Here is a 23,381-nt window from a genome sequence, read left to right as displayed (position 1 = left end):
TTTAAAAAGCTGCTTGATTAGAAAGGTTGTGGCCAAATGAATACCCGAGTCCAACGCTCACTAACATTAAAAAGTATGGTCGTATTCTTTATGATTACGTTGCTATCACTTGCGCTTTTTTTAGCTATTCAATTCAGTTACTTAGTTGAGCAACGTAAGCAAGATTATTTAGACCAACTCAGTAACGCTGTAGTACAAATTCAAAAACCATTAACAGATTCATTGCTAAGCTCTGACCTCAACGAAGTTAAACGGCTACTAATAAGTTTAAAGACATCAGGCATTATGGGAAATGCGATTATTACTGTTGATGGTACAACGGTAATGAATCTAAGCTTTGCAACGCCTAAGCCGATACCTAATTGGGTGACTCATTTTGTGGGGATCCCTGTCGAAATGACCGTACCACTGTATGCATACGGGAATGTTGTGTTGCAAGCGAAGCCTCAAGGGTATTTGACATTACAAGTTGACCCGAACCGTGTTTATCGGTTTGCGCTCAATACCCTTGCTTTGATGACGACAACTTATTTATTGTTGGTGCTCATTATTGCTATTGGAATGACGTGGTGTGTCAGCCGGATGATAATAAGGCCACTGCGTAAAATCGCAATTGAGTTACAGACAAATTCTGAAGTTAATCAAATTGCTGTGTCTGAATATCATCGTGACGATGAGCTAGGTTTGCTGGCAAAAGGGTATAATCGTCAAAGAAAACAGCAAAAATCAGACTAAGCCATGAACATGAACTCAGCTTTATGGTCTAATATCGTTATAGTGGTGACAATGAAAAATGGAATAAAGCCAAACTATATCGTTTAACCCGATAAGTTCGCGTTTTTCGTTAATTTATCTGTCGTTATTCGCGGTTAAATATAAAGATATAAAACACATAGGGGTTTACATGCAGGGCTTGAAAGTTCGGTATATCATTGGTGTTGTATTATTCTCAGTCGCGCATTTAGCTGGCGCTGAGCCTTTACAACCTGATCCAGCATGGCAGCAAGGGAAGCTAGAAAATGGCTTTAGCTGGCAATTATTACAAACACCACAACGTCCAAATGACCGTATCCAGCTCAGGTTAGCAATTAAAACAGGCTCATTAACAGAAAAAGCGAGCGAGAAAGGATACAGTTACCTTATACCTAAAATGGCGTTGTTTCATCAAACTGAAGCATTTCCAACCGCAACATTGCAAGAATTCTGGCGCCAGGCCGCAGACCCTGATATGCCAATTCCACCCGCGGTTGTTTCCTATGACTACACTATTTATAGCTTAAGCTTACCAAATAATCGCCCAGACTTAATTAAGCAAGCCCTAAGCTGGCTAGCGACTTCTGTTGCAGGTGCTGAGTACACAGAAACGACATTGCATAACGGTTTGACGGCACAAAATGTCCCAGTTGCAACACTACCTTTAAATGCTAACGACCCTGTTTGGCGAGCGCGTTTAAAGGGTTCAACAATGATGGGATATGACCCTGGCCAAAAACCGAATGGTATTGTCGCTCTTGATAGTGTGAACTCGTTTTATCAAAAATGGTACACACCAGATGTGATGACATTGTATGTTGCGGGCCATGTAGATTCTCGAATGTTATCTGATTCAATCTCACAAACGTTCTCTTCATTAGAAGGTAAGCGCTCTGAACCTGTTTCTGTTGCGGTATTATCAGCAGTAAAACCGCAATCTATTGATATTTTGCAGGAACAACCTGCGCAGGATACGCTTTCTTTAATTTGGGACATTGATTGGCTACCCATTAAAGACTCAAATGTTTTACTGCGTTATTGGTCGAGTGATTTAGCGCGTGAGGCTGTCTATCGTTCTCTGCAAAAAGCGTTCAATCAGAAATTTAATCAGGGGGAAGTTGTTCCGGGGCTAGATTGCCGCGTGCAATATCAAAAAGCCAGTTGCACATTAACGGTGACGGCAGCGCCTGAAAAAATGGAAGCGGTGACAGATATCGTCGCGAATGAACTTGCATCGATTAACCAAAATGGTATTGCTGCTGAGTTATTTGACGACATGCTCAAAGAAAAACAGGTGCAGTTATCGCAATTATTTGCCGCCTACGCGCGTACGAGTACCGATGTTTTGATTAGCCAACGTCTGATTTCCCAACAAAATGGGGTGGTTGATATTGCTCCTGAACAGTACCAACGCTTAAGGCAAGCTTTCTTGGCATCACAAAGCCTTGAGCAGGTGAATATGGAAGCCCGTCGGTTATTATCTCAAGAGGCCGCTTTTGTATTAGCGCAGCCAAAAGATAAACAAATGATGGATGCAGAACAAATTCGCCAGAAATTTACCAAGGTGCTATGGCCGCAAATTGCCGCTCCAGCATCAACAGAAGTGGCTCCGGCTGCACCTGTTGCAGAAAAGCCAGCCGCACAATAAGTGAGTAAGAATAGAAATATGAAAGATAGCTATTGAATGATTCAGTGGCTATCTTTTAATTTAATGTTATTGGCTTAATAGCGATTCAATCACACAAATTAGCGTTTCTCGTGACTCTTTGTCATCAACAAACCCTGCCGCACAGGTTTTTGCTTCAGGTGCGTAATAGGCGACAGACCCCCAAAAACCCAAATGGGAATACAAGGTGATGCCATTGACAACATTCACCATAATGCCCAATCGATAGTTTTCTGCACCTTCGTGAGACCCCACACTTAGCATCGTCTTTAGTGTATTCGGTGATGAAAAAATATTCCCCTCAAACAGTGCTTCTAAAAATATCGCCATTTGTTTCGATGACATAACTAAGCCACCGCCACCATAGGCATCCATGGAGGCGTGAATATGAGTTCCATCCCATTTACCTAAATATTGACGTGCTCTTGGGGCTGAGTCTTGGGATGGTTGTTCTAATGATTCCCAATAGGCGCTTTCAAGACCAATAGTGTCGAAATGCAAAAGTTCCCTAACTGCTAGGCCAAGGGATTTGCCCGTAATTCGTTCAATAATATCACCGAGCAAAATATATCCAGTATCTGAATAGATAAAGGATTCAGAAGGCGAAAATGTTGGAAACTGTTTATGCATGTACATTTCGACTTGTTCGGTTCGGCTCCAAACATAATTAGGTTGTTTAAGAACGGCTTTGAGGTAGTCACCATCTGCATGGTCTAGTAGGCCACTGCTGTGTTCTAGTAAATGGCGGATAGTGATAGCGTGAGTGTTATATTGGCGACTGAGTAGCGCATTATACTGTGGGTCAATATATTTAGATATTGCATCATCAATACTGAGTTTTCCCATTTCAGTAAGGCGTAAAATTGCAGCGGCGGTAAATGTCTTTGTATTACTGGCAATTCGCAGCGGTGTATCAACAGTGAGAGGCATACCTTCAATATCCGCCCCTCTAGCACAGAAGGTATTCACGCTATTTTTGGTTTGATTATGGTAGTAAAGGACGACACCACAAGTTAAATTTTCGAGCTGTTGAATAGGGAGGGTCATAATAATCTCATTGTTAAATGATTAAGATGCATGCCATCTTAATCATATTTATACAATTCAATGTACGCTTTAAATGCGCTTAAAGGAATAATATGGCGACCACATGATGGCAAGTGTTTTTTCTTTTTATATAAATTTGGTGCTATGTTTATCTTCAATATAAGAACATAAAATGTACCCGGACATTGAAGTAAAGGAAAGAACATGAACAACTCGAATACATTTCTACAACGGTTAGGTTTGCGTTATCCCATCATACAAGCCCCGATGGCGGGTGTTTCTACTCCAACACTAGCTGCTGCGGTCTCAGAGGCGGGTGGGCTTGGCTCGCTTGGCTTAGGCGCAAATTCAGTGGAACAGGCTCGCCAATTGATTACTCAAACGCAAGCACTGACAAGTAAAGCATTCAATGTCAATTTATTCTGCCATTTACCGGCTAAACGTTACCCTGCTAATGAACAGGGATGGATCCAGTATTTAGCACCTTATTTTGCTCAATTTAATGAGACTCCCCCTGCTTATCTCAATGAAATTTATCAAACTTTTTTAGATAACTCAGAAATGTTATCGATGTTACTCGAAACAAAACCTGCAGTAGTGAGTTTTCATTTTAATATTCCATCCACCGAGGTGATACAGCAATTCAAGCAACACGGTATCTATACCATGGCGACGGCTACGAATTTGTACGAAGCCCAACAAGTTGAATTGGCTGGAATTGACGCGGTAGTTGCACAAGGTATTGAGGCGGGAGGGCATCGAGGCATATTTGATTTGCAATCTTTAGATGAGGAACTCACCACTTATGAATTAGTGACATTAATCTCTCAACATATTGATTTACCAGTAATTGCAGCGGGTGGCATGATGGATGGGCAAGCTATCAATATGGCTTTAGAGTGCGGTGCTGCTGCCGCGCAATTAGGAACGGCATTTTTGCTTTGTCCTGAATCTGCTGCGAATGCAGGCTATCGGGCTAAGATCAAACAGCAAACTGGGGATCTCACTCAACTCACTTCTGCGATTTCAGGACGCCCAGCGAGAGGGATTATTAATCAATTTATTCAAGTAGGTAATGGCTACGAGACAAATAAATTACCTGATTACCCATTAGTTTATGATATTGGTAAGCAACTTAATGCGGCGGCAATGAAGTCAGGTAGCGATGAGTTTGCGGCATATTGGGCGGGGCAGAGTGTGGCGAAAGCTCGCGAGATGCCAGCGTCTTTATTGGTTAGAACGTTAGCGGAAGAAATGAAACGCTAGTTTTAAGCGAGGTAGGGCGGGTTAACATCACCGCCCTCAATAAGTTGCTATTTAATCATTCCGTTATCCAATGAACCTTTTGGCTCATCAGTCGCTATCCAAGCTGCACAAAATAAAGTTAAACGCGCAAAGAAGTAGAAGAAGGCCATTAGCCCAAGGACTGAACCAAATGCGGCTCCAGAAGGCGATGAAGCAAGGTTAGGTAAAATCCAAGTCATAATGGATTTAATAATTTCAAACCCAATAGCCGCCAGCAAAGTGCCTTTAAATAGCGATCTACGACGGTGTTGCATACGCGGTAGGATCCAAAAAATCCATAAAAATAATAGGAAGTTGGCTGTAATTGATATAGTTAAGCCAATTAGTGTCCAAGCAGGTTTAAGCCATTCTATACCGTCTAGCCCAAGAGTACTGACAATCGTCGCCTGTGCAGAGCCAGCAACAGAAGTCAGGGTAATTGTCACAATTAAGGCAATAAGTAGACCAATTAAAGCAAAGAAGTCGCGAATGTAGCGGAAAATAATATTTTCATGTTCATCTTCATTACGTTCCCATACAGAACGTGATTGCGCCAAAATAGCCAAGCGTAAGTTATTAACCCAATTAACTCCGGAGTATACGGCTAAAGCTAACCCGGTTAATCCAACTGTCGTACGTTGACGTATTGCCGTATCGATTGTTCTTTCTAATGTATTTGCGAGCGTAGGGTCAGTAATATTTGCAGAAATTCCACGAACTAATTTTTCAAGTAGTTCAGGATTGCTGGCTAATACAAAACCGGCAGCGGCGAATGAAAACATTAAAACAGGAATTAAAGAGAGAAAGGAGAAATAGGTAATTGCAGCCCCAAACTGGTTTCCCATTCGGTCGTTAAAACGTTGTGCAGTACGAATGATATGAGCAATAAAAGGAATCGCACAAATAAAGTTCACAACTCGCATTGAGAAGGTCAATGCTTTTTTACTGCCATCAATACTTTTATTCAGTGTCGCTTTCAGTTTATTGGTATCTTTTTGTTCTTCTTCCTGCGTATTCGACATTTAATCCCCTTTTCCCGCAACTAAAATTGTCTGACTTTTCGACCTATTTAATGCCTATAAATGAATGATATGCACAATACTATAGCTTAAATTGGCCAATAAATTCATCCCAATGACTGTGTTATGAGATAAATAGTCATTGGGATGTTTGTTTAAAGTTAAAGTAACTAATTAATTAATCAGAGGAAAAGGGGCGATAGGCTAAAGCGCATCTTTATAAACTTTCAGCTCAGCTTGGGCCTCTTTTAATTCAGCTTGTGCTTCTGCTAATTTTCTCTCGCGCTTTTCAATTTTGCTACGGTCATTGCCCTCTAGTTTTTCTTCTTGTAATTCAGCTTCGCGTTCTTGCACTTTTTCTGTTTTCTCTGCTACCTCTTTTTGGCTATCACGGTATAAAGATTCAGGCGTACAATAACGATTCACATTATCTAATGCTTCTTCTAAGCCTCTTACTCGATGCTGATTTCCATGTTGCTTAGCGTAATTGATTTGTTCTTCGATGCGTTGTTTTTTTATTTCGCAGCCGTTTTGTGTTTTTGCTGCCATTGCCGATGAGCTAGCAAAAAATAAAACACAAGCGCTGGTGGTGATAAGTAACTTATTCATAATTTACCTCTGTTTATTTTTAAATTTGTGTTTAGGATAGCGTTTTCTTTCATTCTGGTCATGTGAATTTTAGCATGACTATGGTTATGACATTTGTCGCTAAATTTAGCTATAATGAGGCGGAAGAATAAATCCGGTCTATTTTTTGTTCAAAAAGGCTATCTTTAAAGAACCTATTTAATAATAGTCATCTTAGTGGCTAATATTAAATTTCCTCAGGAAATAAACGTTACATGTTAAGTTATCGTCACAGCTTTCACGCAGGCAACCATGCCGATGTGCTAAAACACACGGTACAGAGCTTGATCATTGAATCTCTGAAAGAGAAAGAAAAACCGTTTCTGTATATAGATACGCACTCAGGTGCTGGCCGTTATCAATTAACGGGGGAACATGCGGAAAAAACAGGTGAATATCTTGAAGGGATTGCGCGTATTTGGGAGCAACCGGATTTACCTGAGGAATTATTGCCGTACATGAATATTGTGCGCCAACTGAATGATAATGGGCGTTTACGCTATTACCCAGGCTCACCATTATTGGCAAAATATTTATTACGTGAACACGATAAGCTGGTATTAACGGAATTACATTCGAGCGATTATCCGTTATTACGTACGGAATTTTCACGAGATAACCGCGCGCAAGTTTTCAGGGAAGATGGTTATCAACAACTGAAATCGAAATTACCCCCACAGAGTCGACGTGGCTTTGCGCTAATGGATCCACCTTATGAGATGAAGACGGATTATGAAGCGGTCGTGAAAGGGGTGGTGGAAGGCTATAAACGCTTTGCAACAGGAACATATGCAATTTGGTATCCTGTTGTATTGCGTCAACAAATTAAGCGTATGGTCAATCAATTAGAAGCAACAGGTATTCGAAAAATACTACAAATTGAATTGGCGGTACGTCCTGATAGCGATCAACGTGGAATGACGGCATCCGGTATGATTGTTATCAACCCACCTTGGAAACTTGAGCAGCAAATGAAGAATGTGCTGCCGTGGTTACACAAAACACTCGTTCCTGAAGGTACTGGACATACGTTAGTTGAGTGGATTGTTCCAGAGTAAACTGTATTTTTGATAGGTAATAACGATTAAATTAACAGGTGTTATCTATCGTAAAGCGCTATTTATGCCATGACAATCAATAGCATGATGCGAGAAAATGCATTCATAAATCATTCAATCAATGGGAATAACCAAATTATGAGCAAACATTACGACTATATCGCAATTGGTGGCGGAAGCGGTGGTATTGCGTCGATGAACCGTGCAGCAATGTATGGACAAAAATGTGCCTTAATTGAGGCGAAAGCATTAGGTGGGACTTGTGTTAACGTGGGCTGCGTACCGAAAAAGGTGATGTGGCATGCAGCACAAATCTCGGAAGCTATTCGCAATTATGGTCCTGATTATGGTTTTGATGCGACAATTAATCGTTTTGATTGGAAAACACTTATTGATAGTCGTACTGCTTATATTGACCGCATTCACCAGTCTTATGACCGTGTTTTAGGCAATAATAAAGTTGATGTCATCAATGGTTTTGCACGTTTTATTGACGCCCATACTGTTGAGGTAAATGGTGAAACCTACACCGCAGACCATATTTTGATTGCAACTGGCGGGCGCCCTGTGATCCCTGCTATCCCAGGGGCAGAATATGGAATGACTTCTGACGGTTTCTTTGAACTTGAAGCATTACCAAAACGTGTTGCAGTCGTGGGCGCTGGCTATATTGCTGTTGAGCTCGCGGGTGTATTAAATGGTTTAGGTGCAGAGGCGCATTTATTTGTACGTAAACATGCACCACTGCGCTCATTTGACCCACTGATTGTCGAAACATTAGTGGAAGTCATGAATACGGAAGGCCCTAAACTGCATACGGAATCAATTCCAAAAGAAGTCGTGAAAAATGCAGATGGCTCACTGACGTTAAAACTGGAAAATGGTCAAGAACAAACCGTCGATGCATTAATTTGGGCTATTGGTCGTGAACCAATGACAGATAACCTGAATATTGAAGCCACAGGCGTCGCACTGAATGAAAAAGGTTATATCAAGGTTGATAAATACCAAAATACCAATGTACCGGGTGTCTATGCAGTTGGTGATAACACTGGTGCCGTTGAGTTAACCCCTGTTGCGGTTGCTGCGGGTCGTCGTTTATCTGAACGTTTATTTAATAATAAACCGGATGAACACTTAGATTACAGTAATATCCCAACGGTGGTGTTCTCACACCCACCAATTGGTACTGTCGGTTTAACTGAGCCAGAAGCGATTGAAAAATATGGTGCTGATAAAGTGAAATGCTATAAGTCATCTTTCACAGCCATGTATACCGCCGTCACTTCGCATCGTCAGCCTTGCCGTATGAAATTAGTTTGTGTTGGTGAAGATGAAAAAATCGTGGGTATCCATGGTATTGGTTTCGGAATGGATGAAATCTTACAAGGCTTTGCGGTTGCATTAAAAATGGGCGCAACCAAAAAAGACTTCGATAATACTGTCGCTATTCACCCGACAGCGGCAGAAGAATTCGTGACCATGCGTTAAGTATTGGTTATTTAAATTAAAAGCTAAGTTCATTTGAGCTTAGCTTTTTTTTGGCATTATTTTGTCAACAGTTCTGCAATCGCAGGAATAGTCGCTAAGCTATCAAGGTATTTTTGCATCGCAGGGGTGGTTTCCATGATTTGGTATTTGACTAAAAACATCACAAATGCACCGACATACACATCGACAGCAGTAAATTGCTCACCACAAATAAACGGTTTAGCATTGTTTAAACCGATTTCTAAGCAGGCCATTGTGCGTTCGACAGAGCCAAAGCCAGATGATTTTTGCTGCTCTTCATCTAATTGAATCCCTAAGTTATTGATAGTGAATGCGGATTCAATGGGCCCAGCAGTAAATAGGAACCAGCGATAATAATCTGCACGTTTAGGGTCATTCAATGCAGGCGCTAAGCCTTTTTCAATAAATTTATCGGCTAGATAGAGACAAATTGCCGCCGTTTCCGTCACAATCGCATCACCATCAACAAGTGCGGGAACTTTCGCCATCGAATTAATTGCAAGATATTCAGCCGTATGCATATCTGCACCATAACCTAATTCAATACGCTTGTAAGGAACGTCTAAAATTTTTAATAGTAGGTCGACTGTGTTACCACGTGACATTGAATTAGTAAAAAGAACCAGTTCGCTCATGGTGATTTCCTTATATGAAGTTGAACGCTTACTATAAGGGAGCTGAGTGTCAGAAATTGTCAGGAGAGACGCACAATACTTCTTTTTGCCAGCGTTCTAGCAGGTAGTTTTTTGGATAAGGGAGTTTGTCAGTAAGAGCACAATAAGATTGAATGCGGTCTAAACGAAAGTGGCGGTAACTTTTCCGTAATTCACACCAAGCAGCCAGTACTTGTGAATCTTTCATATAACCAATCGCAATTGGCCAAATAATTCGTTCACTAGGCTGGTTTTGTCCGTCAAGATAAGTCATTTTGGCTTTGCATTCTTCTCGTAAACTTAAACGTAAGTCTTTAACGATGATGTCGTTAATTTCATAGAAATGTGTGGTAGGTGCAAATAAGGTATTTTGATTTAGGATTTTCTGTGAATGACCTGCTACTACGGCATTAATTTTACTTATTGCCCGTATTGCGGAGTTTTTTAGTTCGGTGTCTGCATTACTTTTTACCCAACGTAAACCTAATGTTAAGGCTTCAAGTTCATTTTCATCGAAAGCTAAAGGCGGTAATAACAGACCCGTTTTTAATTGGTAGCCAATACCAGCTTCCCCGATAATTTCAGCACCCTGGTCACGTAGAGATTCAATATCTCGATAGATAGAACGCACGCTGACTTGCAGTTGTGATGAAAGTGCTTCAGCGGTAATAGGGTAGCGATTCTCTTTGAGTATCTGCAATAAGGTCAGTAAACGTTGAGTACGAGTCATGAGCGTCTTTAGGTTATTTTTAATGAATTTAAACCGCGCTTATTTGCGCCAAAAAATAAACGCAGTATTAGGGAGTTATTGACTTTTTTGCCACCAAGACACAATGTAATCAGCGATTTGCTCCGGGTTATTGATATCTAATTGCGGCACGTGAGTATCAATGATTTCATTACTTGCAACAGCAACCACATAGTTATCTATCAAGCCATTAAGGGGTTTACCCACCTCAGAGCGAAACAACGCGATTTTATCGATCGTTTCATGTTTAAATCCTTCAACGAGGATCAGATCTAATGATGAGGGATCGAAACGGCTGGCTAAATAGCGTAGATCCATTTCATTAGCGTCGGGGGTCTCAGTCATTAATGCCCAGCGTTTTTCACTAGCAACGAGTGTTTGGTCTGCACCTGCCTTACGTAATTCAAAGCTGTCTTTGCCCGGTTTATCCACTTCCATGTCATGGTGAGTGTGCTTAATTAAACCAACGCGAACATTACGTTTGCGAAGTAACGGGATCACTTTTTTTAATAATGTTGTTTTGCCAGTGCCGCTATAAGCGGTAATGCCAAGTAGAGGTAGAGTATTCTGATTCATGGCTATTTTCGTTGCCGCTCCCATAGACGGCTATCTTCCGGAGTATTTAAATTAATAAACGTGTCAGACTCTGACGTGAAAATGATACCTTTTGCGTCGATTTCACGCATAAATAGCATCAGTTTGCGATCGCCTCTTGCAAGGTAATCATCAAGGCGAGTTTTAAGCGAGTTGTGTAGTAAAGCGAATGTTGGATGTTCTCGCTCATTATCTTGTGCATAGCAGGCAAGGTGAGTGCCTTTCTCACTAAACATTTTTTTAGCTAAATTAAGTGGAAAATCAGGAACGTCACAAGGTACAAATAGCAACCACTCTGTCTTAGCATAGTGTAGTGCAGCTTGCATTCCAGCGAGTGGACCGGAAAAATCGTGATTTAAATCAGAAATAACGGTCAACTGGCTCTCTCGATAACGCGCTTGATTGCGGTTTGCATTGATGATGACTTGGCCCACTTGGGGGCTTAAACGCGCTAAAATATACTGGTAGAGTGGTTTACTGAGTAAAGGGACTAAGCCTTTATCTTGCCCACCCATTCTGCTTCCTCGGCCGCCTGCAAGTATGACACCGGTTATTGACTGACGAAATGACATGTTCAATATCCTTGAATATCTTCAAGAAAATGTTTCAACATTCCGAGAAAACACTTTCGAGTATAGTAATTACTAAAATTTATTCTATTTTGCTATAAAATCAATGAATATTCCTGCGTATTGCAGTTAAACTTTACGTAGATTGACAACAGTTAGCTTTTTCTCTTGTATGATTATTGGTAACTTGTATCGAATATTCGTGATAAAGGAATAAACATGAAATGCCATCGCTTAAATGAAGTTATTGAGCTTCTGCACCCTGTCTGGAAAGATAATTCAGATTTAAACTTGGTTGAATTATTGCAAAAACTGGCTGACGAAGCAGGTTTTAAAGGCAGTTTATCTGAGTTAACAGATGATGTGCTGATTTATCATTTAAAAATGCGTGGCTCGGACAGCAATGAAGCGATCCCAGGTTTAAAAAAAGATTATGAAGATGACTTTAAAACCGCTATTTTGCGTGCCCGTGGCATTATTAAAGATTAAAACGCGATGGATCAAATAGAACATTCGAATTTCCATTTTAGTGGAATTTCCCCTGACTTAATTTTAGACGCCTTAATGGAAGTCGGGGTTTACCCCGAATCTGGGCTGCTTGAATTAAATAGCTACGAAAATCGAGTTTATCAGTTTCAAGACGAAAATCGGCAACGCTATGTGGTTAAATTTTATCGTCCCGAGCGTTGGAATCGTTCACAAATTCAAGAAGAACATGATTTCACTTTAGAGCTTCAAGATGAAGGGTTATCTGTAGCTGCACCTCTTGAATTTGCAGGGCAAACGGTATTGGAATTTGGTGGGTTTATATTTGCAATTTTTCCGAGTGTCGGCGGCAGACAATATGAAACAGATAACTTGTTTCAATTAGAAAGTGTCGGCCACTTATTAGGGCGTATACACCAAATTGGTCAGCGTAAAAATTTTGCATTTCGTCCGACAATAGGTCTCGATGAATATTTGGCACAACCTCGCCAAGTGATAGCATCGAGTCCTTTAATTGCAGAACGTTATAAGTCCCAATTTATAGAGTCATTAGATGCATTGATTGCACAAGTAAAATTGCAGTGGCCTAGCTCAATTTCATCTATTCGTTTACAAGGTGATTGCCACCCAGGCAATATTCTATGGCGTGATGAAGCTTGGCTGGTGGATTTTGATGACGCCCGAAACGGGCCTGCAATTCAAGACCTTTGGATGCTACTTAATGGCTCTCGCCAAGAACAAGTCATTCAATTGGATACGTTGTTAGAAACGTATAATGAGTTTTGTGATTTTGATGTAAAACAGCTGAAGCTTATTGAACCTCTTAGGGCAATGCGTATGGTACATTATCTCGGGTGGATTATCCGTCGTTGGCAAGACCCAGCATTTCCTCGAGCATTTTCTTGGCTACAAGCTGATGATTTTTGGCAAAAACAATCGCTCGAATTTAATCAACAGATTGAACGGTTGCAAGACGCCCCTTTGCAGTTAACCCCTCAGTTTTAACTTTTAAGTTTTTGTTTTTGGAGAATGTAGTCTATGAAAAAAATTATGTTGGCTTTGCTTGGTATTGCCATGTCTTTTAGTGCTGCAGCGGCAAACTACACGGAAGGTAAAGAGTATACTGATGTTAAAGCTGTACCGAATTTGCCACAAGTTCTGGAGTTCTTCTCATTTTATTGCCCACACTGCTATCAATTTGAGAGCGTGTATAAAGTGCCTCAAACCGTAGAGAAAAACTTGCCAGAAGGCGTGAAAATGGAACGTTATCACGTTGATTTTCTCGGTCCTTTAGGTGCTGATTTAACCCAAGCTTGGGCTGTTGCGATTGTCCTGAAAGCAGAAGACAAAGTGACGCCTATTTTGTTTGAAGGTATCCAAAAAACGCAAACTATCAACAGCAAAGCAGATATTCGTAATGCCTTTATCAAAGCCGGTATTTCTGGTGAAGAGTATGATGCAGCTTTAAATAGCTTCGTTGTAAAATCTATCGTTGCGAAACAGCAAAATGCAGCGCAAGACTTAAAACTGCGCGGTGTTCCTGCATTATTTGTTGATGGTAAATACCAAGTTCGTAATAACGGTATCTCAGTTGATAATGCCGCTGATTATGGCAAAGAGTTCTCTAACGTTGTGAACTTCTTAGTCAGTAAAAAATAATCGCAAATAGACGGTGGTAAATTTGCCATCGTCTTTTTTCTCCTATCAATATCCACAATTCTAAGACATTCTCTAAGCTGTATTAAATTCACTCAATCTTGTGCTAACCCTTTGATTTTACTTTCCTGTTTTTACTCTCGGTTATCGTATTACTTATTGAATTTACGGAATAACATAATTTTACACACAAGGTTATCCACAGGATATTAGTCACGCATTTAGTACATTGGTGTGATTAAGTTAATTGTAAATAATAATTTTAACTAATCTTAATAAATAATGTATTTAAAATCGTGAATGATTTGGCGTGCTTTTAACAACGCGATTAAGCGGAATATAAAACTTGGGATGTATCTGAGGCGACATTATGGCATCCTATTAGCATTCGTTCCTGACTAAAAGATGATGACAGATTATGGCTCAGATTGCAGAAAACCCCCTTATTTTGGTTGATGGTTCCTCTTACCTATACCGTGCTTATCATGCATTCCCTCCACTGACCAATAGTGCTGGTGAGCCTACAGGGGCAATGTATGGCGTGCTCAATATGCTACGTAGTTTAATTATGCAGTATAAACCTAGCCATGTAGCGGTTGTCTTTGATGCGAAGGGAAAAACATTTCGTGATGAATTGTTCGAAAGCTATAAGTCTCATCGCCCACCGATGCCTGATGACTTGCGCGCTCAAATCGCCCCATTGCATGAAATGGTGGAAGCGATGGGGTTGCCTTTGCTTGTTGTTTCTGGGGTAGAAGCCGATGACGTCATCGGAACATTAGCCTGTGAAGCAAGCCGAAAAGGTATGCCAGTGTTAATCAGTACGGGCGATAAAGATATGGCACAATTAGTTGAGCCTAATATTACGCTCATTAATACCATGAATAACACTATTCTAGGGCCTGATGAAGTCAAAGAAAAATATGGTGTCCCGCCTGAGCTTATTATCGATTTCTTAGCACTAATGGGCGACTCATCAGACAACATTCCCGGCGTGCCTGGTGTGGGCGAAAAAACAGCGCTAGCCTTACTGCAAGGTATTGGTAGCTTAGAAGCAATTTATAATGACCTTGAAGCTATCGCTCCATTAGGTTTTAGAGGCTCTAAAACTTTAGCCTCTAAAATGGCTGAAAACCGTGATGTTGCTTTTTTATCATATCAATTAGCGACGATTAAAACGGATGTTGAGCTGGAAAAAACCTGTGAAGAGTTACAAGTTGCTCAGCCAGATGTGGATAAGTTACATCAATTATTCAGCCGTTATGAATTTAAACGTTGGTTAACGGATGTTGAAAATGGGACATGGATGGAGGGGAAAGGCACAAGTACAAAAGTGAGCCCAACGCCAGCAATGTCAGCTGCCAAGCCATCAACCCCAACAACGCCAACATTGAGTGCTGAAAATTACCAAACGATTTTAGAAAAAGCAGATTTAGAGCGCTGGGTTGAGAAACTGAGCAAGGCATCATTATTTGCTTTTGATACTGAAACCGATAGCTTAGATACCCAAGAAGCCCGTTTAGTGGGCATGTCATTTGCAATTGAGCCAGGACATGCTGCTTATTTGCCATTAGGCCACGATTACCTTGATGCGCCAGTACAACTCCCTCTAGAAGAAGTTTTGGACGTTATGAAACCTTTACTTGAGAGTGAAAAAATTCTCAAAGTTGGCCAGAACTTGAAATATGATGCAGAAGTTCTTGAAAACTACGGTATTGAATTAAAAGGTATCGGTTATGACACCATGCTGGAATCGTATGTGTTAAATAGTGTTGCGGGGATGGGGCGCCATGATATGGACAGTTTGGCCGATCGCCATTTAAACCACAAAACTGTGAGCTTTGAAGAAATCGCGGGTAAGGGCAAAAAACAGCTGACATTTAATCAAATTGCCTTAGAAGAAGCGGCTAATTATGCAGCAGAAGATGCAGATGTCACGTTATTACTGCACCAAGCGTTATACCCACAATTAGAAGCGGAGCCAAAGCTTAATCATATTTTCCAAAATATTGAAATGCCACTTGTGCCAGTGTTAGTCCGCATGGAGCGCAAAGGTGTTTTAATTGACGCAAATGTGCTTGCTGCGCAGTCAAAAGTGATTACTGCCCGTTTAGCTGAGCTGGAAAAAGAGGCTTTCGAACTTGCGGGGGAAGAATTTAACCTCGCTTCACCAAAACAATTGCAAACGATTTTATTCGAAAAATTACAATTGCCAGTGATAAAGAAAACGCCAAGTGGGGCAGCGTCGACGAATGAAGAAGTGCTTGAAGAATTGGCGCTGAATCATGCATTGCCAAAATTGTTGCTTGAGCACCGTAGTTTAGCCAAATTAAAATCCACGTATACGGATAAACTGCCTCTGATGATTAACCCGCGTACTCAGCGTGTTCATACTTCTTACCACCAAGCTGTCACAGCAACAGGGCGTTTGTCTTCTCGGGATCCTAACTTACAAAATATCCCAGTTAGAACTGAAGAGGGGCGCCGGATCCGCCAAGCCTTTATTGCTCGTGAAGGCTACAAAGTGATGGCGGCGGACTACTCGCAAATTGAATTACGTATTATGGCGCATTTATCTCAAGATAAAGGCCTATTAACTGCGTTTGCGGAAGGGAAAGATATCCATAAAGCAACGGCCGCTGAAGTCTTTGGTGTACCACTGGAACAAGTCACCAGTGACCAACGCCGTAGTGCTAAGGCAATTAACTTCGGGCTTATCTATGGCATGAGTGCGTTTGGCTTAGCACGTCAATTAGGGATCCCTCGTGGTGAAGCTCAGCGCTATATGGATCTCTACTTTGAACGCTACCCTGGTGTATTGCGTTATATGGAAAACACACGCTTACAAGCGTCTGAACAAGGTTATGTAGAGACCCTCGAAGGTCGCCGTTTATATCTGGCAGATATTAAATCCAGTAATGGGATGCGCCGTAAAGCCGCAGAACGTGAAGCGATCAACGCACCAATGCAAGGAACTGCAGCGGATATCATTAAAAAAGCCATGATTGCTGTTGATAATTGGCTGCAAACCGAAAAACCACATGCAGATATGCTAATGCAAGTTCACGATGAATTGGTTTTTGAGGTCAAAGAGTCTGAGTTAGAGCGTGTCCAAGCTCAGGTTCAGTTGTTAATGGAACAAAGCATGAAGCTGGATGTACCATTAAAAGTGGATGTGGGGATAGGCGATAACTGGGATGAAGCCCATTAATTTTTAATAATATTGAATCTACAAAACCTCCAATACGTTATTGGGGGTTTTTTTATGTTCAAGCGAAGGCATAACAGATAATTATGCATTTGAAATTATTTACTAGAAATTTAGTATAACTCTGCAGTAAATCAATTATTTTTTGGTGAAACCCTAGGAAATGGATAACATTTTTATGCGACATGCATCTCATAAATATGTAATTAAAATCCGTTTTTTATCTTATTTTATTCATGTTATCGTGCTGAATCGTAGACAGCTTTGAAAAAAAATTACAAAAAGGCTTTTTTTCGAGCGAAAAATAAAGTACATTAATAGGCGTAGGGTACAGAGGTAAGATGTTCTATCTTTCAGACCTTTTACTTCACGTAATCGGATTTAGCTGAATATTAGCTGCTCCAGTCAAGTATTTGACTGGAGCATTTTTTTATCTAAAATTCAGCGAATTAGAAGATATGAGGGCGTAATGAGCCATTTCTGGCTCACTGCAAAAGGAATCAAGCCGGTGTGTTATACCAACTATCTAGCTTAATGCGGAGTTTATCGACACCAATCTTTTTCAGTGCTGAAAAGTATTCGACTTCAATATCCCCTTCAAGTGGAGCAAGTGTTTGACGCACTTCCATTAACTGTTTCTTTCTTGCTCCAGAAGCCAATTTGTCTGCTTTAGTGAGTAAAACCAGAACTGGCACATTCATTGCGACAGACCACTCAATCATTTGCATATCGAGGTCTTTTAATGGATGACGGATATCCATTAATACAACAAGCCCCTTAATGCATTCTCTTTTTTGGAGATATTCCCCGAGAGCTTGTTGCCACTTACGTTTCATTTCTTCAGGAACTTCGGCATAACCATAACCTGGAAGGTCAACAAGGCGAACGCCTTCCTCAACTTCAAATAGGTTGATTAGCTGAGTTCTTCCCGGTGTCTTGCTGGTACGTGCTAAGCTTTTTTGCTGTGTTAATGCGTTTAACGCACTGGATTTCCCCGCATTAGAGCGGCCAGCAAAAGCCACCTCAATTCCAGTATCTTTAGGTAGATGACGGATATCGGGCGCACTGATGACAAACTTTGCCATCTGGTAGTTATGATTTTTAATTGCCATTTGTCGTTCTCCCTGAGTTAGCCTCAAAAGGCTCGAGGATTATAGCTTTGCTTAGCGCTTCCCGACAACTCGAAATATCCTCTTAACCGCTTTTCCTTGGTGTCAGGTATTATTTTGTGTGTGTTGTAGCCTGCGAAATTGTAATAATAGAAAAATAACCATTATTAATGACGTTTTTACTGAAATTAGTCTAGAATTTAGCGCATTCGGTGTGTTTTTATTTTTTGGCGTAAATATAGGTAAATCTTCAGCATTCTTGTTGGCTTCACTCTAGAATTGCTTGATTGCAGTTGTAATGAGCTATAACGAAAGGGACCTTACATGTTAAAACGAATTTTTGTGCCACTTTTGGCCATCTGCGCAATGAGCGCATCTTCTCTTGCATTATCTGCGGGTGAAACTTATGTTAAATTAGTCACGTCGGCGGGTGATATCGAATTAGAACTGAATAGCAAAAAAGCCCCTGTTACGACAGAAAACTTCGTTCAGTATGTTAATGAAGGTTATTACAACGGAACCACTTTCCACCGTGTAATCCCAGGTTTTATGATTCAAGGTGGTGGCTTTAATAAAGATTTACAGCAAAAACAAACCCGCGCTCCAATCAAAAATGAAGCGGATAACGGTTTACGTAATTTACGCGGTACTATTTCTATGGCGCGTACTGCAAATAAAGACAGCGCAACGAGCCAATTCTTTATTAATGTAGCTGATAATGCTTTCTTAGACCACGGCCAACGTGACTTTGGTTATGCTGTGTTTGGTAAGGTGGTGAAGGGGATGGATGTTGCAGACAAAATCTCTAAAGTAAAAACGGAAAACGTAGGGCCATACCAAAATGTCCCAGTTGAACCTATTACAATTATTTCTGCTGAAGTGATTAAAAAACCGTAGTAATTAAAAACGACAGTCATTAAAAGCTATCGTGTCGAATACTGTGGGTAGGTTGCTTTAACGTGCCCACTTTTCTTAAAAAAATGTTTTTCCTTCCTCTTTGAGTTTCTCTTTATTAACTATGTTAGCTAAAATGTGTCAGCGCCTGCTGCTTTTTAACAGTCTCTTATTTCATTGTATTTAAAGTAATTCTTAGTCAAAATGCGAGTTTGTTATAGGGATGTAAACATAATCCCATGATTTTTATATGGAAATTTTCTCTGAGAAAAAACAATCATTGACTTAAATAGGCTATTTTCCTGCTTTGGCTGTGCTATGATAGCCGCCCTTATTATTTTTATGGTGTTTTAATCATCGTTCTGATTGCCAACACGATAAAAATATGCATAAGAAAATAATATATAATGATAAAAATCAGTCGGATAGGCTAATATGCTTCTACTTATTGATAATTACGATTCATTTACTTACAACTTATACCAATACTTTTGTGAATTAGGGGCTGAAGTTGTAGTAAAACGTAATGATGAAATTACCATCGAAGAAATTGAACAGCTTTCGCCTACACACCTTGTGATTTCACCTGGGCCATGTACACCGGATGAGGCTGGCATCTCCCTTGAGGCGATAAAATACTTTGCAGGTAAACTTCCCATTTTAGGCATTTGCTTAGGGCATCAAGCGATTGGGCAAGCATTTGGTGCATCGGTCGTTAAAGCGCGAGAAGTCATGCACGGTAAAACTTCTGCCATTCACCATAACCATCAAGGTGTATTCAAGGGCTTAAACCGCCCTTTGACGGTGACACGCTACCATTCTCTGGTGATTGCTGCAGAGACTCTTCCTGTTTCTTTTGATGTATCCGCATGGTCACTGAATAATGGCGATGTTGATGAAATCATGGGAATACGGCACAAAACCTTGCCTATAGAAGGTGTTCAGTTCCATCCTGAAAGTATTCTGAGTGAACAAGGCCATGAATTACTAAATAATTTTCTAAAATATTAATTTAGCAATCGTATTCAGAAAAAATTAATTATGCATATTATGCCCTTTGCTATTGCTCTTTTTTGATTTTTTATTCATATTTAATGCTTATATTTTCATAATTGCATTAAATAAGAGCAGGTGAGGGGTATGTCTGAGCAACCAGTAGTAAATCGGCAAACTTTTGATCAAGTTATGTTGCCTATTTTTTCGCCAGCGGAATTTATTCCAGTTAAAGGCGAAGGTAGCCGCGTTTGGGATCAGCAAGGTAAAGAATATATTGATTTTGCTGGTGGGATCGCTGTTCTTGCTTTGGGGCATTGCCACCCTAGTTTGGTGGCTGCTGTGCGTGACCAAAGCGAAAAGCTATGGCATGTCAGTAATATTTTCACCAACGAACAGGCGTTAAAGTTAGCACAAAAGCTCACAAATGCGACATTTGCTGACCGCGCGTTTTTTGTGAATTCTGGCTCAGAAGCTAACGAAGCTGCGTTTAAATTAGCACGCCGCTACGCTATTACTAAATACAGCCCCTATAAAACTAAGATTATCGCTTTCAAACAAGCTTTCCACGGACGCACATTATTTACTGTTTCGGTCGGTGGGCAAGCAAAATATGCGGATGGTTTTGGGCCAAAACCGGCGGATATTATTCACGTACCATTTAATGACCTTGATGCTGTCAAAGCAGTGATTGATGAAAATACCTGCGCAGTAGTTCTTGAACCAGTACAAGGTGAGGGTGGTGTAACCGCAGCGACAGCGGAATTTCTGCAAGGAGTTCGTAAGCTGTGTGATGAAAATAATGCCTTGCTGATTTTTGATGAAGTACAAAGTGGCATGGGGCGTACAGGTAAGTTATTTTCTTATATGCATTACAATGTTGTGCCTGATATTTTAACCACGGCAAAAGCATTGGGTGGCGGTTTCCCTATTAGTGCAATGATCACCATTGAAGAAGTGGCAAAAACCATGGAAGTGGGTTCGCACGGCACCACCTATGGTGGCAACCCCCTAGCGTGTGCAGTAGGCAATGCGGCATTTGATATTATTAATACTGAAGAAGTGTTAAGTGGCGTCGAAAAACGTCGTGAATTATTTGTCGCTCATTTAAATAAACTGAATGAAAAATACGGTATTTTTTCTGAGATCAGAGGAATGGGGTTATTAATTGGCGCTGAATTAGACGGCAAACTATTGAACCGTTCGAAAGATATCCTGCAAGCTAGTGTAGTAGAAGGTCTGATGATGCTCAATGCTGGCACGAATGTTTTACGTTTTACGCCTTCACTGATTATTTCCGAGGAAGAAATTAATAGCGGCATGGCGAAATTAGAAACGGCGATTGGTAAGTTATTGGGTTAAATTGTAGAGTAAAGTTGCAGAGGCATTTTGCCTCTGCAATAAACATCTTATTGATTAAATTTTTTACTTTTTTACGATACTTTGTTTAGCTTCTAATACTAATTGTTCAATTTTTTTTTCATGTGTTGAAGTCATAACAGCCATTTCTTGGTATTCTTTTTTCAAAACTTCCAGTTTAGCTATTTCTTTATCAAGTTGTTTTATTTTTTTCATTCCACTTGAGTTATCTATTTTATTTCGACGAGAGGGATGAGTATAACCTGTTGAACTATTTCCTTTGGCTAATTGCTCCATTTTTTCTGCCTGTGTTTGTTTTAGTTTTTTAGTTGTCCTATTTTTTTCTTTTTCAGGTAGTCTGGTTTTGTTCGCTTTATTATCTGTAATTTCATTTTTATTTAGATTACTGAAATTTTCACTTATTAATCTAATGTTTTTATTTTTCTCTTGATGTAGAAAGTCATCTGAAAAGCACACTGAATTACCTAAAGAGGGATTGCTATCTGACTGATAACCAGAGGAATTAGAGTTTAAGCTCTCATTGCTCGAATGAAAGTTAGTAAGATGGAGAGTTTTTTTAAAACTATCGTGGCTTAAGCCAAAATTTAAATTTTCATAACTTGGATACGCTGATTCATCTAATGTACCCAAAAAGTAGCTTGGTTCTTCGGTGTAGCTATCCCATTCTAAGTCAATGCACTCTGTTTCTTTATTGTTTTTTTGCATGATGATACTGTTAGCGTCTTTATTATTATAAAATCTAACATGATAGATATCTTCATTTCTTGGTATTGTTTTATTTTTGATAATTAAACTTTGAATTTTGCTAGTAGATTTTATTTTTTCAATAGACTCATGGAAAAAATGTTTTAACTTATTGATACCGAAATCTTTAACTAAAAAATTTTTTTTGGTAGTATTAATTAACTCTGCATTAGAGTTGCTAGTTTTCATAGGAGTATTTTCCAGTTTAATATTTTTTGTTGAATTATTTTCTGTTGTAATATTATTTTTAAAGACATTTGATGGGGAAACCAAATATTCCTCTTGATAAATATAAGGAATTTTGATTTTTCCAACAGGTTGTGAATAAGGGAGTTGGCTTAGCTCGGGTTGTTCTCTCTTGTAAAACTCACAAGTTTTAATAGCGAAATTTACTTTCTTATAACCTCCTGTATTTAATGGATTAATAATATTTAACCCTTCAATAAATGAAAGGTTTTTGGATGTAATTTTTTTATTATCCATATAATTAGGTGAACTTTTTATATTGTTTACTTTAGTATTTAACTCCACGACTAATAATCTCCTAGTAATAGTTTTGTTACCATTATCTTAGTGTGATCATTAGCTAGAAAAATATAAAGAAACGACACTCATTAATGAAAGTATATAAATAGGCTATGGATAAGAAAAAATAACGTTATACCAGAGGTATAACGTTATTTTAAATTGCATGCCTCGCCAAGAGAGCGAGGCTGAAAGGTTAATTAGCGAGTACCATAAACAACGATGGTTTTACCGTGTGCGGAGATCAGGTTTTGGTCTTCTAACATTTTTAGAATACGGCCGACTGTTTCACGGGAACAACCCACGATTTGGCCTATTTCCTGACGAGTAATTTTGATTTGCATACCGTCTGGGTGTGTCATTGCATCAGGTTGTTTAGCTAAGTTTAATAGCGTTTGAGCAATACGGCCTGTAACGTCTAAGAATGCGAGGTTACCGACTTTCTCAGATGTTGTTTGTAAGCGACTAGCCATTTGCGCAGAAAGGCGCATTAAAATATCAGGATTTACCTGAATCAATTGACGGAATTTTTTGTAAGAAATTTCAGCAACTTCGCAGGCTATTTTGGCTCTAACCCACGCAGTACGTTCTTGCCCTTCTTCAAATAACCCAAGCTCACCAATGAAATCCCCCTGATTCAGGTAAGAGAGGATCATTTCTTTGCCTTCTTCATCTTTAATTAAAACAGCCACCGAACCTTTAACGATATAGTAAAGGGTTTCTGCTTTCTCACCCTGATGGATAAGAGTGCTCTTGGATGGATATTTATGAATATGGCAGTGTGACAAAAACCATTCAAGAGTAGGGTCTGTTTGTGGCTTGCCGAGAACCATTAGCGTTATCCTCTGTATGTTAT

At 39.9% G+C, this 23,381-nt stretch carries 23 protein-coding genes; 13 read left to right on the top strand and 10 right to left on the bottom strand.

The annotated features are described in order from the left end of the window. Window positions 1-36: 36 nt before the first annotated feature. Entirely contained in the window at window positions 37-735 is a 699-nt protein-coding gene (locus tag PSF09_RS15025) for a HAMP domain-containing protein (RefSeq protein ID WP_004266042.1), read from the top strand. Window positions 736-904: 169 nt separating this feature from the next. Continuing rightward, the gene (locus PSF09_RS15020) at window positions 905-2,401 is read left to right on the top strand and encodes a M16 family metallopeptidase (protein ID WP_272666031.1); all 1,497 of its coding nucleotides are present in this window, start codon (window positions 905-907) and stop codon (window positions 2,399-2,401) included. A gap of 66 nt (window positions 2,402-2,467) precedes the next feature. Here PSF09_RS15020 and PSF09_RS15015 read toward each other — a convergent pair whose 3' ends face one another. After that, on the bottom strand, window positions 2,468-3,466 hold the full coding sequence (locus tag PSF09_RS15015) for a serine hydrolase domain-containing protein (protein WP_272666030.1): 999 nt from the start codon (window positions 3,464-3,466) through the stop codon (window positions 2,468-2,470). Between the two features lie 204 nt (window positions 3,467-3,670). Here PSF09_RS15015 and PSF09_RS15010 point away from each other — a divergent pair, with 204 nt between their 5' ends. Next, window positions 3,671-4,732: an NAD(P)H-dependent flavin oxidoreductase gene (locus PSF09_RS15010; RefSeq protein ID WP_272684085.1), complete on the top strand. Its 1,062-nt coding sequence runs from the start codon at window positions 3,671-3,673 to the stop codon at window positions 4,730-4,732. 47 nt (window positions 4,733-4,779) lie between these two features. On the opposite strand, the gene yhjD is transcribed toward PSF09_RS15010, so the two are convergent. Further along, complete coding sequence (yhjD, locus tag PSF09_RS15005) at window positions 4,780-5,772, bottom strand: inner membrane protein YhjD (protein WP_272684084.1); 993 nt, start codon at window positions 5,770-5,772, stop codon at window positions 4,780-4,782. A gap of 201 nt (window positions 5,773-5,973) precedes the next feature. Then, window positions 5,974-6,378 carry a DUF1090 domain-containing protein gene (locus PSF09_RS15000; RefSeq protein WP_004266026.1) on the bottom strand — a complete coding sequence of 135 codons (405 nt, stop codon included), beginning with the start codon at window positions 6,376-6,378 and terminating at the stop codon, window positions 5,974-5,976. A 233-nt stretch (window positions 6,379-6,611) separates the two neighbouring features. On the opposite strand from PSF09_RS15000, the gene PSF09_RS14995 reads away from it, so the two are divergent. Both PSF09_RS14995 and gorA read left to right on the top strand, forming a co-directional pair. Next, a complete protein-coding gene (locus PSF09_RS14995; RefSeq protein WP_004266023.1) occupies window positions 6,612-7,454 on the top strand; it encodes a 23S rRNA (adenine(2030)-N(6))-methyltransferase RlmJ in 843 nt (280 codons plus the stop codon). Between the two features lie 138 nt (window positions 7,455-7,592). Beyond that, window positions 7,593-8,945: a glutathione-disulfide reductase gene (gene gorA, locus PSF09_RS14990; RefSeq protein ID WP_004266020.1), complete on the top strand. Its 1,353-nt coding sequence runs from the start codon at window positions 7,593-7,595 to the stop codon at window positions 8,943-8,945. A 56-nt stretch (window positions 8,946-9,001) separates the two neighbouring features. Here gorA and PSF09_RS14985 read toward each other — a convergent pair whose 3' ends face one another. The 4 genes from PSF09_RS14985 to mobA all read right to left on the bottom strand — a co-directional run bounded on the left by PSF09_RS14985 (window position 9,002) and on the right by mobA (window position 11,533). Then, complete coding sequence (locus PSF09_RS14985) at window positions 9,002-9,601, bottom strand: glutathione S-transferase family protein (protein WP_272684083.1); 600 nt, start codon at window positions 9,599-9,601, stop codon at window positions 9,002-9,004. 49 nt (window positions 9,602-9,650) lie between these two features. Further along, window positions 9,651-10,349, bottom strand: a complete 699-nt coding sequence (locus tag PSF09_RS14980; RefSeq protein ID WP_210837231.1) for a helix-turn-helix transcriptional regulator — start codon at window positions 10,347-10,349, stop codon at window positions 9,651-9,653. Between the two features lie 75 nt (window positions 10,350-10,424). Next, window positions 10,425-10,943 (bottom strand): molybdopterin-guanine dinucleotide biosynthesis protein MobB, encoded by a 519-nt coding sequence (gene mobB, locus PSF09_RS14975; RefSeq protein ID WP_272684082.1) that lies wholly within the window; start codon window positions 10,941-10,943, stop codon window positions 10,425-10,427. 2 nt (window positions 10,944-10,945) lie between these two features. Continuing rightward, a complete protein-coding gene (gene mobA, locus PSF09_RS14970) occupies window positions 10,946-11,533 on the bottom strand; it encodes a molybdenum cofactor guanylyltransferase MobA (RefSeq protein WP_272684081.1) in 588 nt (195 codons plus the stop codon). A gap of 216 nt (window positions 11,534-11,749) precedes the next feature. On the opposite strand from mobA, the gene PSF09_RS14965 reads away from it, so the two are divergent. The 5 genes from PSF09_RS14965 (at window position 11,750) to PSF09_RS20450 (ending at window position 17,269) form a co-directional block, all read left to right on the top strand. Further along, window positions 11,750-12,019: a YihD family protein gene (locus tag PSF09_RS14965; RefSeq protein ID WP_004262581.1), complete on the top strand. Its 270-nt coding sequence runs from the start codon at window positions 11,750-11,752 to the stop codon at window positions 12,017-12,019. A gap of 6 nt (window positions 12,020-12,025) precedes the next feature. Continuing rightward, window positions 12,026-13,021: a serine/threonine protein kinase gene (locus PSF09_RS14960; protein WP_247605334.1), complete on the top strand. Its 996-nt coding sequence runs from the start codon at window positions 12,026-12,028 to the stop codon at window positions 13,019-13,021. Between the two features lie 33 nt (window positions 13,022-13,054). After that, window positions 13,055-13,675 carry a thiol:disulfide interchange protein DsbA gene (gene dsbA / locus PSF09_RS14955; RefSeq protein WP_210837234.1) on the top strand — a complete coding sequence of 207 codons (621 nt, stop codon included), beginning with the start codon at window positions 13,055-13,057 and terminating at the stop codon, window positions 13,673-13,675. A gap of 415 nt (window positions 13,676-14,090) precedes the next feature. After that, window positions 14,091-16,883 carry a DNA polymerase I gene (gene polA / locus PSF09_RS14950; protein ID WP_272684080.1) on the top strand — a complete coding sequence of 931 codons (2,793 nt, stop codon included), beginning with the start codon at window positions 14,091-14,093 and terminating at the stop codon, window positions 16,881-16,883. 338 nt (window positions 16,884-17,221) lie between these two features. Continuing rightward, window positions 17,222-17,269: a hypothetical protein gene (locus PSF09_RS20450; protein WP_438361642.1), complete on the top strand. Its 48-nt coding sequence runs from the start codon at window positions 17,222-17,224 to the stop codon at window positions 17,267-17,269. 111 nt (window positions 17,270-17,380) lie between these two features. Here the strand turns inward: PSF09_RS20450 and yihA are convergent, their stop codons facing one another. Beyond that, the gene (gene yihA / locus PSF09_RS14945; RefSeq protein ID WP_272666023.1) at window positions 17,381-17,992 is read right to left on the bottom strand and encodes a ribosome biogenesis GTP-binding protein YihA/YsxC; all 612 of its coding nucleotides are present in this window, start codon (window positions 17,990-17,992) and stop codon (window positions 17,381-17,383) included. A gap of 321 nt (window positions 17,993-18,313) precedes the next feature. On the opposite strand from yihA, the gene ppiA reads away from it, so the two are divergent. The 3 genes from ppiA to PSF09_RS14930 all read left to right on the top strand — a co-directional run bounded on the left by ppiA (window position 18,314) and on the right by PSF09_RS14930 (window position 21,238). Then, window positions 18,314-18,886, top strand: coding sequence for a peptidylprolyl isomerase A (ppiA, locus tag PSF09_RS14940; RefSeq protein ID WP_272666022.1), 573 nt, complete (start codon window positions 18,314-18,316; stop codon window positions 18,884-18,886). 432 nt (window positions 18,887-19,318) lie between these two features. Further along, entirely contained in the window at window positions 19,319-19,894 is a 576-nt protein-coding gene (locus PSF09_RS14935; protein WP_004265957.1) for an aminodeoxychorismate synthase component II, read from the top strand. Between the two features lie 129 nt (window positions 19,895-20,023). Beyond that, window positions 20,024-21,238, top strand: a complete 1,215-nt coding sequence (locus PSF09_RS14930; protein ID WP_272684079.1) for an aspartate aminotransferase family protein — start codon at window positions 20,024-20,026, stop codon at window positions 21,236-21,238. 63 nt (window positions 21,239-21,301) lie between these two features. On the opposite strand, the gene PSF09_RS14925 is transcribed toward PSF09_RS14930, so the two are convergent. Beyond that, window positions 21,302-22,531 carry a hypothetical protein gene (locus tag PSF09_RS14925; protein ID WP_272666020.1) on the bottom strand — a complete coding sequence of 410 codons (1,230 nt, stop codon included), beginning with the start codon at window positions 22,529-22,531 and terminating at the stop codon, window positions 21,302-21,304. 194 nt (window positions 22,532-22,725) lie between these two features. Further along, entirely contained in the window at window positions 22,726-23,358 is a 633-nt protein-coding gene (gene crp / locus PSF09_RS14920; RefSeq protein ID WP_004262556.1) for a cAMP-activated global transcriptional regulator CRP, read from the bottom strand. Window positions 23,359-23,381 lie beyond the last annotated feature (23 nt).

Source organism: Providencia sp. PROV141 (genome assembly GCF_028481645.1).
GTDB classification, from domain to species: Bacteria; Pseudomonadota; Gammaproteobacteria; order Enterobacterales; family Enterobacteriaceae; genus Providencia; species Providencia rettgeri.
This window is presented reverse-complemented; position numbering and strand designations above follow the sequence as displayed.